The 13748-nt window shown below is 63.7% G+C and carries 13 protein-coding genes, 1 tRNA gene and 2 pseudogenes; 1 reads left to right on the forward strand and 15 read right to left on the reverse strand.

Annotation, left to right across the window (positions count from 1 at the left end):
* Positions 1-3: 3 nt before the first annotated feature.
* From nuoF to glmM, 14 genes and pseudogenes are all read right to left on the reverse strand, one after another.
* Complete coding sequence (gene nuoF, locus QM701_RS02050; protein ID WP_415165440.1) at positions 4-1332, reverse strand: NADH-quinone oxidoreductase subunit NuoF; 1329 nt, start codon at positions 1330-1332, stop codon at positions 4-6.
* Positions 1332-1806, reverse strand: a pseudogene (gene nuoE / locus QM701_RS02055) (NADH-quinone oxidoreductase subunit NuoE). Before nuoE ends, nuoF begins: the two are co-directional and overlap by 1 nt.
* A pseudogene (locus tag QM701_RS02060) lies at positions 1806-3060 on the reverse strand (NADH-quinone oxidoreductase subunit D). Before QM701_RS02060 ends, nuoE begins: the two co-directional pseudogenes overlap by 1 nt.
* On the reverse strand, positions 3053-3658 hold the full coding sequence (locus tag QM701_RS02065; RefSeq protein ID WP_415165441.1) for an NADH-quinone oxidoreductase subunit C: 606 nt from the start codon (positions 3656-3658) through the stop codon (positions 3053-3055). Before QM701_RS02065 ends, QM701_RS02060 begins: the two are co-directional and overlap by 8 nt.
* Before the next feature lie 18 nt (positions 3659-3676).
* Entirely contained in the window at positions 3677-4153 is a 477-nt protein-coding gene (locus QM701_RS02070) for a NuoB/complex I 20 kDa subunit family protein (protein ID WP_415165442.1), read from the reverse strand.
* Positions 4154-4160: 7 nt separating this feature from the next.
* A complete protein-coding gene (locus QM701_RS02075) occupies positions 4161-4535 on the reverse strand; it encodes an NADH-quinone oxidoreductase subunit A (protein ID WP_415165443.1) in 375 nt (124 codons plus the stop codon).
* Between the two features lie 56 nt (positions 4536-4591).
* Positions 4592-4676 (reverse strand) — tRNA-Leu (locus QM701_RS02080).
* Between the two features lie 66 nt (positions 4677-4742).
* Positions 4743-5102 carry a preprotein translocase subunit SecG gene (gene secG, locus QM701_RS02085; RefSeq protein ID WP_415165444.1) on the reverse strand — a complete coding sequence of 120 codons (360 nt, stop codon included), beginning with the start codon at positions 5100-5102 and terminating at the stop codon, positions 4743-4745.
* Positions 5103-5111: 9 nt separating this feature from the next.
* Complete coding sequence (gene tpiA / locus QM701_RS02090; RefSeq protein ID WP_415165445.1) at positions 5112-5867, reverse strand: triose-phosphate isomerase; 756 nt, start codon at positions 5865-5867, stop codon at positions 5112-5114.
* Positions 5868-6015: 148 nt separating this feature from the next.
* Positions 6016-6813: a phosphate ABC transporter ATP-binding protein PstB gene (gene pstB / locus QM701_RS02095; protein WP_415165446.1), complete on the reverse strand. Its 798-nt coding sequence runs from the start codon at positions 6811-6813 to the stop codon at positions 6016-6018.
* Between the two features lie 20 nt (positions 6814-6833).
* Entirely contained in the window at positions 6834-7733 is a 900-nt protein-coding gene (gene pstA, locus QM701_RS02100; RefSeq protein WP_415165447.1) for a phosphate ABC transporter permease PstA, read from the reverse strand.
* Positions 7734-7758: 25 nt separating this feature from the next.
* Positions 7759-8715: a phosphate ABC transporter permease subunit PstC gene (gene pstC, locus QM701_RS02105; RefSeq protein WP_415165448.1), complete on the reverse strand. Its 957-nt coding sequence runs from the start codon at positions 8713-8715 to the stop codon at positions 7759-7761.
* A gap of 136 nt (positions 8716-8851) precedes the next feature.
* The gene (locus QM701_RS02110; RefSeq protein ID WP_415165449.1) at positions 8852-9844 is read right to left on the reverse strand and encodes a PstS family phosphate ABC transporter substrate-binding protein; all 993 of its coding nucleotides are present in this window, start codon (positions 9842-9844) and stop codon (positions 8852-8854) included.
* A gap of 91 nt (positions 9845-9935) precedes the next feature.
* On the reverse strand, positions 9936-11303 hold the full coding sequence (gene glmM / locus QM701_RS02115) for a phosphoglucosamine mutase (protein WP_415165450.1): 1368 nt from the start codon (positions 11301-11303) through the stop codon (positions 9936-9938).
* Between the two features lie 94 nt (positions 11304-11397).
* Here glmM and QM701_RS02120 point away from each other — a divergent pair, with 94 nt between their 5' ends.
* A complete protein-coding gene (locus QM701_RS02120) occupies positions 11398-13230 on the forward strand; it encodes a GGDEF domain-containing protein (protein WP_415165451.1) in 1833 nt (610 codons plus the stop codon).
* An 18-nt stretch (positions 13231-13248) separates the two neighbouring features.
* Here the strand turns inward: QM701_RS02120 and QM701_RS02125 are convergent, their stop codons facing one another.
* Entirely contained in the window at positions 13249-13740 is a 492-nt protein-coding gene (locus QM701_RS02125) for a GNAT family N-acetyltransferase (protein ID WP_415165452.1), read from the reverse strand.
* Between the last annotated feature and the right edge of the window lie 8 nt (positions 13741-13748).

Here is a 13748-nt window from a genome sequence, read left to right on the forward strand (position 1 = left end):
GCCTTAAACCGTCGCCTTGAAGAACGTACTGCCGGCGCGTTGTACTTCCGGCGGGACGAGGCATTTCCCGTTTTCGATGTGGTACGCGAATTCGTCCCGGAAATGCTTGACGAAGCTTTGCACCGGCATCGACGCCGCATCGCCCAGGGCGCAGATCGTCCGTCCCATGATGTTCGTCGTCACGCTGCGCAGGAGGTCCAGATCCTCCTGGCGCCCCTCTCCATGTTCGATGCGATGCACGATCCGGTACAGCCAGTTGGTGCCTTCGCGGCATGGCGTGCACTGGCCGCAGGATTCCTCGTAGTAGAAATACGACAGGCGTTCCAGCGCCTTGACCATGCAGGTCGTCTCGTCCATCACGATGACCGCGCCGGAACCGAGCATCGACCCCGCCTTGCTGATCGAGTCGTAATCCATGGTGCAGTCCATGATCACCTCCGCCGGCAGCACCGGCGCGGACGATCCTCCCGGAATGCAGGCTTTCAGCTTGCGCCCGCCGCGCATGCCCCCGGCCATTTCGAGCAGGGTGGCGAACGGCGTGCCGAGCGGAATTTCATAGTTGCCCGGACGGTTGACGTGCCCCGAGACCGAGAACAGTTTAGTGCCGCCGTTGTTCGGCTTGCCGGCCTCGAGATAGGCGTCAGGGCCCATGTTCAGGACGAACGGCACCGCGGCGAAAGTCTCGGTGTTGTTGATGGTGGTCGGCTTGCCGTAGAGGCCGACGCTGGCGGGGAATGGCGGCTTGAAGCGCGGCTGCCCTTTCTTGCCCTCGATCGATTCGAGCAGCGCGGACTCCTCGCCGCAGATGTAGGCACCGTAGCCGTGGTGGGCGAACAGCTCGAAATCGAAGCCCGAACCGAGGATGTTCTTGCCGACGAAGCCGGCAGCGCGCGCCTCGTCGAGCGCTTCCTCGAAGCGCTTGTAGATATCCCAGATCTCGCCGTGGATGTAGTTGTAGCCACGTACCGCGCCGACCGCGTAGGCGGCGATCACCATGCCTTCGATCACCGAATGCGGGTCGTAGCGCAGGATGTCGCGGTCCTTGAACGTGCCCGGCTCGCCTTCGTCGGTGTTGCAGACGATGTACTTGTCGTCCCTGAAGTCCTTCGGCATGAAGCTCCACTTCAGGCCGGTGGGGAAGCCCGCGCCGCCCCGCCCGCGCAGGACCGATTTCTTGATTTCGCCGATGACCTGCTCTGCGGGAATCTTTTCTTCGAGGATTCTGCGCAGGGCCTTGTAGCCGTCCCGCTTGACGTAATCCTGCAGATGCCATGCGCCGTCGCCGTTCCAGCCGGCGGTCAGTAGCGGGTTGATCGCGCCGAGGAGTGCCATTATTCGAGCTCCTCCAGCAGTTTGTCGATTTGCTCCGGCTGCATACAGCTGCACATGCGCCGATTGTTCACCAGCATGACCGGCGCGTCGCCGCAGGCTCCCATGCACTCGCCTTCCTTGAGCGTGAACTTGCCGTCCGGGGTCGTCTCGTTGAAATCGATGCCCAGTTTCTTCTTGAGATAATCGGCGGCATCGACGCCGCCCGACAGCATGCACGGCAGGTTGGTGCACACCGTCAGCTTGTGCCTGCCGACCGGCTTGAGATCGTACATGTTGTAGAAGCTGGCGACTTCATACACGGCGATCGGCGCCATGCCGAGGTAGTTCGCCACGAATTCGATCGCCTCGCTCGGCAACCAACCCAACTCTTCCTGCGCGATGGCCAGCGCCGCCATCACCGCGGACTGCTTCTGGTTCGACAGGATACTTGGCGATCTCCCGATCGATTTTCTGTATGGATTCTGTAGTCAGCATCAGCGGTCTATCTCGCCAAAAACGATATCGATAGTGCCGACCATGGTCACCACGTCGGCAATCATGTGGCCGCGCACCAGCTCGTCCATGGCCGACAGATGGACGTAACCCGGCGGACGGATCTTCAGCCGGTAAGGCTTGTTGGCGCCGTCGGAAACGGCATAGATGCCGAATTCCCCCTTGGGATGCTCGACGGCCGCATAGACCTGCCCTTCCGGGACGTGGATGCCTTCCGTGAACAGCTTGAAATGGTGGATCAGCTCTTCCATGTTCGACTTCATGTTCGACACGGCGCGGCGGCGCGACCTTGTGGTTGTCGGTGATCACCGGGCCGGGATTGACGCGCAGCCAATCGATGCACTGCTGGAGGATGCGGTTCGACTGGCGCATTTCGTTCACCCGCACGAGGTAGCGGTCGTAACAGTCGCCCGTCACGCCGACCGGAATGTCGAAATCGAGACGGTCATACACCTCGTACGGCTGTTTCTTGCGCAAGTCCCAGGCGAACCCGGAGCCGCGCAGCATGGGGCCGGTGAAGCCGAGTTGCAGCGCGCGCTCGGGCGACACGATGCCGACGTTGACCAACCGCTGCTTCCAGATCCGGTTGTCGGTCAGCAGGGTCTCGTAATCGTCGAGAATCTTCGGGAAGCGATTGACGAAATCCTGGAGGAAATCGAGGAAGGTGCCGCTGCGGACCTCGTTCAGCTGCTTCAGCCGGGCGCCGCTCTTCCACTTGGATTCCTTGTACTGGGGCATGCTGTCCGGCAGGTCGCGGTAAACCCCGCCGGGGCGATAATAGGCGGCGTGCCAGCGCGTTCCGGAAACCGCTTCGTAGCAGTTGACCAGATCCTCGCGCTCGCGCATGGCGTACAGCATCATGGTCATGGCGCCGACGTCGAGGCCGTGCGCGCCGATCCACAGCAGATGATTCAGTACCCGGGTGATCTCGTCGAACAGCACCCGGATGTACTGCGCGCGAATCGGCACCTCGATGCCGAGCAGCCGTTCGATGGCCAGGCAGTAGGCATGCTCGCTGCACATCATCGACATGTAGTCGAGCCGGTCCATGTACGGGACCGACTGAATCCAGGTCCTCGTCTCGGCCAGTTTCTCGGTGGCCCGGTGCAGCATGCCGATGTGCGGATCGGCGCGCATGACGACCTCGCCGTCGAGCTCGAGCACCATGCGCAGCACCCCGTGCGCCGCCGGGTGCTGGGGCCCGAAATTGATGGTGTAGTTCTGGATATCAGCCATTTTCCACGTCCCCGTAATTCTCTTCCCGGACAATCCGGGGCGTTATCTCCCGCGGCTCGATGGTGACAGGTTGATAGACGACGCGCTTCTGTTCCGGGTCGTAGCGCATTTCGACATAACCGCTGATCGGGAAGTCCTTGCGGAAAGGATGCCCGATGAAGCCGTAATCGGTCAGCAGACGGCGCAGGTCGGTATGCCCCGGGAAGACGATCCCGAACAGATCGAAGGCCTCCCGCTCGAACCAGTTGGCCGAGTTCCAAATCGCGACCACCGACGGCACCGCGGGAAAATCGTCGTCCGGCGCGAAGCAGCGGACGCGGAGGCGCCAGTTGTGGGTGATCGAGGTGAGATGGGAGACGACGCCGAAACGCTTGCCCTGCCAGCGGCCGTCGCCGTAGGTCGAATAATCGACGCCGCACAGGTCGATCAGCTGTTCGAAACGAAGTTCCGGCTCATCGCGCAGACCGAGCATCACCTCCGGATAGACGGCCGCATCGACGTCGATGGTAATTTCGCCCAAGGCCGTTTCCAGCCCGACGATCCGGTCCCCGAAATGCTTCTGCAGGTTCTGGCTAAGCAGTTCAAGCTTGGCGGACATGACTTTCTTTCGGATTGATTAACGGGCGATGGTGCTGGTACGGCGAATCTTGTTCTGTAGTTGCAGCAGGCCGTAGATCAGCGCTTCGGACGTGGGGGGACAGCCCGGGACGTAGATGTCCACCGGGACGATGCGGTCGCAGCCGCGCACGACGGAATAGGCGTAATGGTAATAGCCGCCGCCGTTCGCACAGGAGCCCATCGAAATGACCCAGCGCGGCTCGGCCATCTGGTCATAGACTTTCCTCAGCGCCGGAGCCATCTTGTTGGTCAGCGTCCCGGCGACGATCATCACGTCGGACTGGCGCGGGCTGGGGCGGAAGACGATGCCGAAGCGGTCGAGGTCGTAGCGCGAACAGCCGGTGTGGATCATCTCGATGGCGCAGCAAGCCAGACCGAACGTCATCGGCCACATCGAGCCGGTGCGCATGTAATTGATCAGCTTGTCGGCGTTCGTGGTGATGAAGCCTTCCTGGAGAATTCCTTCGATACCCATTGCTCAATCACTCCCAATCCAGGGCACCCTTGGCCCACGCATAGGCGTAGCCAACGACCAGAATCGCTATGAAAACAAGCATCTCGATGAAGCCGAACCACTTCACGGAGTCGGTGTGCACGATTTCCTTGAAGATCGTCGCCCACGGCACCAGGAAGGCGACTTCCAGATCGAAGAGGATGAACAGGATCGCGATCAGGTAGTAGCGGACGTCGAACTTCATGCGCGCGTCTTCGAAGGCCTCGAAGCCGCACTCATAAGGGGAAAGTTTTTCGCTGTTGGGGCGAAAGGGGGCGACCACCAGGCCGGTGATCACGGGCGCGACCCCGAAAACAATGCCGATCAGAACGAAGACAAACACCGGGAAGTAATTTTCCAGCATGATCCGCCACGCGCATTAGTTGTAGAACGAAGCCATCCCCGCTGAATGACTGTGCTTGGTGCCGACGATGAGACTCGAACTCATACGACCGAAGTCACTACCCCCTCAAGATAGCGTGTTTACCAATTTCACCACGTCGGCACAACCACGTCATGGCGGCGAGATCAAACGAGGGAAAGCCCTCTCGCCGCCAATCGACTCCCACTATTACTTGGGAATGTCCTTTGCCTTGGAACCAGGATCTGCAGGACTTCCGGCCTTTTCGCCATCCGTCTGGACAGGCTGCGATTGTACAGCATCCGGCATTACGCTACCAGACGTTTTTGGCTTGTTCGAGGCCAGGTAGGCGAGCGAGAGACTGGTCAGGAAAAAGACGACCGCGAGCACCGCCGTCGTCCGGCTGAGGAAGTTGGCCGAGCCGGTCGCGCCGAACAGGCTGCCGGACGCCCCGCTGCCGAACGCCGCTCCCATGTCCGCGCCCTTGCCGTGCTGGACCAGGACGAGCCCGATGATGCCGAGCGCGGACAGGACGTGTACCAGCAGGATGATCGAGAAGAAGTAGTTCATTTTGTCGAATTAGCGCCCAGCGGCCGTGCAGATGGAAAGGAAATCGGCGGCGACCAGCGAGGCACCTCCGATCAGGCCGCCATCGATGTCCGGCATGGCGAACAGCTCCGCCGCGTTGCCGGGCTTGACGCTGCCACCGTACAGAATCTGCAGTCCGTCGGCGACCTTGGCGTCGGCCTTGGCGATCTGGGCACGGATGGCGGCATGCACCTCCTGCGCCTGCGCCGAAGTCGCCGTCCGCCCGGTGCCAATGGCCCAGACGGGCTCGTAGGCCACCACGGCGCCCGAAAACGCCGCCACGCCGACGCGATTCAGCACGGCGTCGATCTGCGCCGAAACCACTTCCAGCGTCTTGCCCGCGTCGCGCTGCTCCAGGGTTTCTCCGACGCAAAGCACGGGACGCAGCCCCGAGGCCAGCGCCGCGGCGAATTTTTCAGCGACGAGCTTGTCGGACTCGCCGAAAATCGAGCGGCGCTCGGAATGGCCGACCAGCACGTAGCGGCAGCCGAAATCCTGCAGCATCGCCGCGCTCACCTCGCCGGTGAAGGCGCCCTGCGCCTGTTCGCTGAGGTTCTGGGCGCCCCACGCCACCGGCGTTCCACTCAGGACCGACTGCGCCTGGGCCAGATAGGGAAAAGGCACGCACACCGCGACGGCCACGTCGCGCAGGCCCGATACGCCGGCCACGACATCCTGCAGCAATTGCTGGTTGGTCTTGAGCCCGCCGTGCATTTTCCAGTTTCCTGCAACAAGCTTCTGACGCATAGAACACCTTGTGCGAAAAAGAGGAATTATAGCCAGGGCCGGCACGGACGGTCAATTGAACGGACGATCCGGACGGCGCGGCGAAGCAGCGGCAGGCGCCCTCCCCGTCCCGGGAAAGGGACGCGCAGCCGGCCGCGGGACCGCCCGGTCAGCCGAAGCGGCCGGTGATGTAGTCCTCGGTTTCCTTGCGCCGCGGCTTGATGAAGATCTGGTCGGTGACGCCGAACTCGACCATTTCGCCGAGGTACATGTAGGCGGTGTAGTCCGAGATGCGCGCCGCCTGCTGCATGTTGTGCGTAACGATGAGGATGGTGACCTTTTCCTTCAGTTCGGTGATCAATTCCTCGATGTTGGCCGTGGCGATCGGGTCGAGCGCCGAGGTAGGCTCGTCGAACAGCAGGAGCTCCGGATCGGTGGCCAGGGCGCGGGCGATGCACAGGCGCTGCTGCTGGCCGCCCGACAGGTTGGCGCCGAGATCCTTCAGGCGGTCCTTGACCTCGCCCCACAGCGCCGCGCTTCTGAGCGCCGCCTCGACCTTGTCGTCGATGACCGAGCGCGCCGACTCGCCGCGCACCCGCAGGCCGTAGGCGACGTTTTCGTAGATCGACTTGGGAAACGGATTGGGTTTCTGGAACACCATGCTGATGCGCATCCGCACTTCGATCGGGTCGACCGCCTTCGACAGCAGGTCGGTGCGGTCGGGATGGAACTCGATCGTTCCGTCGTAGCGGTTGCCCGGATACAGGTCGTGCATCCGGTTGAAGCAGCGCAGATAGGTCGACTTGCCGCAACCGGAAGGACCGATCAGCGAAGTCACCTTCTTTTCGTAGATGGACATGCTGATGTTTTTCAGGGCCTGGAAGCTGCCATAGAAAAAACTCAGATTCCTGGCCTCGGCTTTGAGGGCCGGCGCGGTTTCCACGTCGTTTTCTGCGAAAGCGGTCATTGTCTTCATCGTCAGTTCTTTTACCATTTGATGTTTTTGCGCAGCCGGTAGCGCAGCCAGATGGCCAGGCCGTTCATGGTCAGGGTCATCAGCACCAGGATGAAGCCGGCGGCGGCAGCGTTGTCGAGAAAGGCCGCGTCCGGCCGCGAGGTCCAGTTGAACATCTGGATCGGCATGACGGTGAACGGGGCGAAGAGCCAGTCGAAGGGGCCTGCCGGCGGGTCGCCGGAGAACGGCGCCGGCGGCAGGAAGGCGATGAAGGTCAGCGCCCCCACGGTGATGATCGGAGCGGTTTCCCCGATCGCCCGCGCCATGCCGATGATCACGCCGGTGAGGATGCCGGCGCTCGAATACGGGACGATGTGATCCCGCACCACCTGCCAGGTCGTCGCGCCGCAGGCGTAGGCGCCCTCGCGGATCATCTGCGGAATGGCGCGGATGGCTTCGCGGGTGGCGACGATGACCACCGGCAGGATCAGCAGGGCCAGCGTCAGCCCGGCGGTGAGGATGCTCTGCCCGAGCCCGAAGGTATAGACGAACAGGCCCAGCGCCAGCAGGCCGTAGATGATCGAGGGCACGCCGGCCAGATTGGTGACGTTGATCTCGATGATGTCGGTCAGCCAGTTCTTTGGCGCGTACTCCTCGAGATAGACGCCGGCGGCCACGCCCATCGGCACCGCCGCGCAGGCCGTCACCAGCATGACCAGGACCGAGCCGACCCAGGCCGACAGGATGCCGGCGTTGGCCGCTCGCCGCGATGGAAACGAGGTCAGGAAATCGAGGTCGATCCGGCCGAAGCCGTGGATGGTCATGTCGGCGAACAGGGCGACGAAGGTCATCAGGCCGATCATCAGCGCCAGAATGCCCAGGACGCCGAACATCAGGTCCCAGCGTTTGTGCGCGGCGATCATTGCGCGCATCGAGTGGAGATCCTGCGTATTCATTTCAATAGGCCTCGCGGTATTTCTTGCGCATGTAGTAGCCGACCAGGTTGAACGCCAGCGTCAGCAGCATCAGCGTCAGGCCGGCGGCGAAGATGGTCTGGTAGCCGATGCTGCCGTGCGGCAGGTCGCCAAGCGCCACCTGCACGATGAACGAGGTCACCGTCGCGCCCGGCTCGGTCGGATCGAAGGTCAGGTTGGGCTGCATACCCGCGGCCACGGCCAGGATCATGGTCTCCCCGACGGCGCGGGAGACGCCGAGGATGTACGCCGCCGCGATCCCCGAAATGGCCGAGGGAACCACCACCCGCAGCGCCGTCTGCAGCCGCGTCGCGCCGGTCGCGTACGAGCCTTCGCGCAGCGCCATCGGCACGGCGCGCATGGCGTCCTCGGACAACGAGGCCACGTAGGGGATGATCATGATGCCCATCACGATCCCGGCCGACAGCAGGTTGAAGCCGGGCAGGCCGGGAAAGACCTTCTGCAGCAGCGGCGTCAGGAACAGCAGCGCGAAATAGCCGTAGATGATCGTCGGGATGCCGCCGAGCAGTTCCAGGAAGGGTTTGGCGACTTCACGCAGGCCGAACGGCGCGAACTCGGAAAGATAGATGGCGATCACCGTACCCAGCGGTATCGCGACCAGCAGGGCGACCGCCGAACTGGTGATCGTGCCCGAGAGCAGGACCATGATGCCGTAGTGGGCGTCATCGAAGAGCGGCGTCCATTGCGTATCGAACAGGAAATCGGTCAGCGGCACGTGCTGGAAGAAGGCCCACGACTCCCTGACCAGGATATACACGATGGCGGTCGTGGTGAACACCGACACGCAGGCCGCCAGCAGAAGCAGGGCTTCGATCACCCGTTCCTTGAAATGGCGGGTATGGTCCTTTTTCAGCCGCGCGCTGGGTTCGGGCAGGGTCTGCAGCCTTCCGGCAGTGGCGGCGCTTGGATTTGGAGGCATCTCGTGATCGGTCTCGAAAGAAGTCCCCGGGAAGTCCCCGGGGCGCGTGGCAAAACGATTCTTCACCAACCGGCGTGTGCCATTGGACGGCGCCCGCCGGCCGGACGTTCGCCGCGGGCGCGCGGCCAACGCCTCGTCACTTGGCTTCCAGCTTCATCAGCTCTTCGATGGTCATGCCGACCTTGTTCTCGCCGCCGAACTTGGTGCCCTTGGCCCGCTTGGCGAAGTGGTCGAGATTGTAGGCGTAGGCTTTCGCCGGCAACGGCACGTATTTCACTTCCTTGGTCAGCTTCTCGCCGTTCTTCATGTAGTACTCGACGAATTCCTTGACTTCCGGACGCTCGGCCGCCTTGGCGTTGACGTAGATGAAGATCGGGCGCGCCAGCGGCTGGTAGGTGCCGTTCACCACCGACTCGATCGACGGCGCGACGGCCGCCTTGCCGCTTTCCGTGGCAACCGACACCGCGGCCAGCTTGTCCTTGTTCTCGATGTAGTAGGCGAAGCCGAAGTATCCCAGCCCGCCGACGTCGCGCGCCACACCCTGCACCAGAACGTTGTCGTCCTCGGAGGCGGTGAAGTCGCCGCGGGTCGCCTTGGCCTTGCCGTTGATGGCTTCGGTGAAATACTCGAAGGTGCCGGAATCCGCGCCCGGCCCGTAGAGCTTGAGCGGACGGTCGGGCCACGCCGGGTTGACCTGCTTCCAGCTGGTGATCTTGCCCTGCGCCGCGGGTTCCCAGATGGCCTTGAGTTCGGCGACCGTCAGGGTCTTGGCCCAGTCGTTCTTGGGATTGATCACCACCGTCAGCGCATCGTAGGCCACCGGCAGCTCGATGTATTCGATGCCCGCCTCCTTGCAGTCTTCCATCTCCTTTTTGGTGATGGGACGGGAAGCATCCGAGACGTCCGTCTCGCCGCGGCAGAATTTCTTGAAACCGCCGCCGGTGCCGGAAATGCCCACCGTCACGCGCACGCTGTTCTTCTTGGCTTTCTGGAAATCCTCGGCCACCGCCTCGGTGATCGGATACACCGTCGAGGAACCGTCGATCTTGACCAGCGTCTGCGCCTGGGCCGCCCCCGACGCCACGGCGCCCGCCAGAGCCGCCATCGCGGCGAAATTCGTCATTTTCATGCAACACTCTCCTTGGAATGGTCACACCACAACGATGTGACGTGACCAGTCTATCCGGCGAATGTTACGTCTCCGTTACACCACGGTGACCTTACGCGCTCACCGCTTCCCGCACGGCGCTGGCCAGCTTCTCCGCGGCCGCGGAGACCTTCTCGGCGTCCCGGCCCTCGACCATGACGCGCAGCAGCGGCTCGGTCCCGGAGGCGCGCAGCAGGACCCGCCCCGCCCCGGCCAGCCCGGCCTCGACCTCCCGCCGGGCCGCGTGGATTCCCGGATGGTCCTGCCAGGGGAAGCCCTTGCCCAGCGGCACGTTGATCAACTGCTGCGGATACAGTTCGAGCCGGGCCAGCAGCGCATGCAGGTCGCCGCCCTCCTCGCGCAGCGCGGTCAGCACCTGCAGCGCGGACACGATGCCGTCGCCGGTGGTGTGCTTGTCGAGGCAGAGAATGTGCCCCGAGTTCTCGCCGCCGTAGAGCCAGCCGTTTTCCTGCAGCTTTTCCAGCACGTAGCGGTCGCCGACCGCCGCGCGCGCGAAAGGCACACCGAGTTCGGCCAGCGCGTGCTCGAACGCCAGGTTGGTCATCAGGGTGCCCGCCACGCCAGCCACCGGGCCGCGCCGCAGGCGGCTGCGCACGACCGCCAGCAGCAACTGGTCGCCGTCGAACAGGTTGCCGTTGGCGTCCACCATCATCACCCGGTCGGCGTCGCCGTCCAGCGCGATGCCGAGGTCCGCCCGGCTGGCCAGCACCGCCCTGGCGAGCGCCGCGGTCGAGGTCGCGCCGACCTCCTTGTTGATGTTCAGCCCGTCGGGCTCCGCGCCGATGGCCACGACCTCGGCGCCCAGCTCATGGAAGACGTGCGGCGCGATGCTGTACGCCGCGCCGTGGGCGCAATCGACGACGATCTTCAACCCGCGCAGGTCGAACTCGTTCGGGAACGTGCTCTTGCAGAACTCGATGTAACGCCCCTCCGCGTCCGCGATGCGGCGCGCGCGGCCCAGCTCCGACGAGGGCACGCAGGCGATCGGCGCCTCGATGCCCGCCTCGATCTCCGCTTCGATCGCGTCGTCGAGCTTGGTTCCCACGGCGGAAAAGAACTTGATGCCGTTATCGTAGTAAGGGTTGTGCGAGGCAGAGATCACGACGCCGGCCTGCAGACGCAGCGCCCGCGTCAGATAGGCCACCGCCGGCGTCGGCATCGGGCCGACCAGGCAGACGTTGACGCCGGCGGCCGAGAAACCCGCTTCGAGCGCGGCTTCGAGCATGTACCCGGAGATGCGCGTGTCCTTGCCGATGAGGATTTCCGGCCGTTCGCCGGCTTTCAGATGCCCCTGTTTGCGGCCCTGGTCCACCAGCACCTTGCCCGCCGAAAAGCCGAGCTTCATGACGAAATCCGGCGTGATGGGCGCCTGCCCGACGCGGCCGCGCACGCCGTCGGTTCCGAAATACTTTCTGGTCATGACCGTTTCCCGTCCGTACGAAAAGGGTGTCATTGTACTGAAATCTCGGCAGGCTAATTTGCGAGGATTCAATGCCTTGTCCGGAGCACCGACCATGACTGCGCTGGCGTATGCCTCGCCGTTCCATCTGTCCTTGATCGATTCCGCGTCGCCGACGCTGCACGCGGGCGAGGCGCACCGCCTGCGCGCGATCATCGAAAATTCACAACTGAGCGCGGTTTTCCAGCCGATCGTCGACTTTCGCAACCACACGTATTTTGCCTTCGAAGGCTTGATCCGCGGCCCGGAAAACTCGCCATTGCACACGCCGAAGGCGCTGTTCGAGACGGCCGACCTGATCGGCGCCCGGCCGCTGCTCGAACGCGCCTGCCGGGAAACCGTATTCCGGGCGTTCGCCCGGCTGCAGCTGCCGGGAAAATTGTTCATCAACGCCAGTCCCGACAGCCTGGACGACCCGGAATTCCTGGATGGCACGACGGAAGAGCTGCTGCGCCAGCTCGGCATCAAGCCGAACCGGGTGGTCATCGAGATCACCGAAAATCAGCACATCAACGATTTCCCCGGCGTCCACCAGGCCGTCTTCCGGCTGCGCGATCTGGGCTACCAGATCGCCATCGACGACCTCGGCGAGGGATTCGCCAATCTGCGCATGTGGTCGGAAATCCATCCGGACTACGTCAAGATCGACCGGCACTTCATCGACGGCATCGCCGAGGACACCCTCAAGCACCATTTCGTCAAGGCCATGCAGAACCTGGCCGAGAGCTGCGCGGCGACGATCGTGGCCGAAGGCATCGAATCGGAGGCCGACTGCCTGGCCGTCCGCGACCTGGGTATCGCCTGCGGACAAGGTTTCCTGATCGCCCTGCCGGTCGCCGCGCCGAGAACGATTCCCTCCGAGAAACTGGTGCAGATGGTCAAGCAGAAGAACATCATCGTGTTCCCGCACGCCTCGACACCGGTCGGCAACATCACCGTGCGCAGCCTGATGCGGCGCGTCGAGCCCGTGTCACCGGGCGCTTACAACGACGAGGTCTACCTGCGCTTCGACGGCGATCCGGAATTGATGTCGATGCCGATCGTCATGTCCGACGGCACCGCCGTCGGCATGATCAACCGCCATGAGCTGGTCGACCGCATGGCCCGCCCGTACCATCGCGAGCTGTACGGCCGCAAGGCGTGCTCGCTGTTCATGGACGATTCGCCGCTGTGCATCGACGAAGGCGCCACGATCCAGGAGGCCGCGCTGATGGTCAGCCGCTCCGCGCGCCGCCACATCTACGACGGCTTCATCATCACCCGCAACGGCCGGTATGCCGGGATCGGCAGCGCGCACGACCTGATGGGGATGATCACCGAAATGCAGATCCAGGCCGCCCGCTACGCCAACCCGCTCACCCAACTGCCGGGCAGCGTGCCGATCAACGAGCACATCGACCGCCTGCTGGAACGCCGCGTCCCCTTCCACGCCTGCTATTTCGACATCGACTGCTTCAAGCCCTTCAACGACGCCTTCGGCTACCGCCGGGGCGACGACGTGATCGCGCTGCTGGCGCAGACCCTGCACGACATCGTCAATCCGCTGGCCGACTTCTGCGGCCACATCGGCGGCGACGATTTCATGGTGCTGTTCCAGAGCGCCGACTGGGAAAGGCGCTGCCGCGAGGCGCTGGCGCTGTTCGACGGGCGCTTGCAGGAACTGGTCGGTCCGGACCTGCTGACGGACGGCGGCTACTACGCCGAAAACCGGCGCGGCCAGATGGACTTCTATTCGCTCCCCGGCCTGTCGATCGGCGCCGTTTTCATCGGCGGCAGCGAATTTTTCGAGTCGCACCGCGAGGTCGCCGCCGCCGCGGCCGAAGCCAAGAAGAACGCCAAAAGGATGCCCGGCAGCAGCCTGTTCATCGAACGGCGCAAACCGGCCTGACGCCGCCCCGCGCGGCGGTCACGCGGCGTCGAGAAAGCGATGCATCACGTAGGCGTTGACATAGCCGAGCGCGCGGTGCCGGAACGCTTCCGGCAGGACGCCGACGACCTTGAACCCGAGCTTTTTCCAGAGCGCCACCGCGCCGGCATTGGTGCTCACCACGAAATTGAACTGCATGGCCCGGAAGCCCCTTTTGCCGGCCTCCTCCAGACAATGCCGCCCGAGCGCCTCGCCGACGCCCAGGCCCCGGACGTCCGGGCTGACCATGAACGAGGCGTTGGCCACGTGCGCGCCGAGATCGCGCTGGTTGGGGATCAGCTTGTACATGCCGGCGATCCGCCCGTCGATTTCGGCGACGAAGGAAACCACGCCCGGCCCGAACCAGTAATCGAAAGCATCCGCCTGGGTGGCCTCCGGGGAAAAGACGTAGGTGTCGCCCGGCGCCACGACGGCCTGGAAGATCGGCCAAAGGCCCGCGAAATCATCCTCAGCCGCTCTGCGAATCCGCATGGCCGGCA

It is taken from the genome of Propionivibrio sp. (genome assembly GCF_047602565.1).
Lineage (GTDB): Bacteria > Pseudomonadota > Gammaproteobacteria > Burkholderiales > Rhodocyclaceae > Propionivibrio.

Excerpts from the sequence above, each read along its gene's own strand:
- pstA (WP_415165447.1), bottom strand. The coding sequence starts at position 7,733 with ATGCGCGCAATGATCGCCGCGCACAAACGCTGGGACCTGATGTTCGGC.
- glmM (WP_415165450.1), bottom strand. The coding sequence starts at position 11,303 with ATGACCAGAAAGTATTTCGGAACCGACGGCGTGCGCGGCCGCGTCGGG.
- QM701_RS02065 (WP_415165441.1), bottom strand. The coding sequence starts at position 3,658 with ATGTCCGCCAAGCTTGAACTGCTTAGCCAGAACCTGCAGAAGCATTTC.
- QM701_RS02120 (WP_415165451.1), top strand. The coding sequence starts at position 11,398 with ATGACTGCGCTGGCGTATGCCTCGCCGTTCCATCTGTCCTTGATCGAT.
- pstB (WP_415165446.1), bottom strand. The coding sequence starts at position 6,813 with ATGACCGCTTTCGCAGAAAACGACGTGGAAACCGCGCCGGCCCTCAAA.
- QM701_RS02075 (WP_415165443.1), bottom strand. The coding sequence starts at position 4,535 with ATGCTGGAAAATTACTTCCCGGTGTTTGTCTTCGTTCTGATCGGCATT.
- QM701_RS02070 (WP_415165442.1), bottom strand. The coding sequence starts at position 4,153 with ATGGGTATCGAAGGAATTCTCCAGGAAGGCTTCATCACCACGAACGCC.
- secG (WP_415165444.1), bottom strand. The coding sequence starts at position 5,102 with ATGAACTACTTCTTCTCGATCATCCTGCTGGTACACGTCCTGTCCGCG.
- tpiA (WP_415165445.1), bottom strand. The coding sequence starts at position 5,867 with ATGCGTCAGAAGCTTGTTGCAGGAAACTGGAAAATGCACGGCGGGCTC.
- nuoF (WP_415165440.1), bottom strand. The coding sequence starts at position 1,332 with ATGGCACTCCTCGGCGCGATCAACCCGCTACTGACCGCCGGCTGGAAC.
- QM701_RS02125 (WP_415165452.1), bottom strand. The coding sequence starts at position 13,740 with ATGCGGATTCGCAGAGCGGCTGAGGATGATTTCGCGGGCCTTTGGCCG.
- pstC (WP_415165448.1), bottom strand. The coding sequence starts at position 8,715 with ATGCCTCCAAATCCAAGCGCCGCCACTGCCGGAAGGCTGCAGACCCTG.
- QM701_RS02110 (WP_415165449.1), bottom strand. The coding sequence starts at position 9,844 with ATGAAAATGACGAATTTCGCCGCGATGGCGGCTCTGGCGGGCGCCGTG.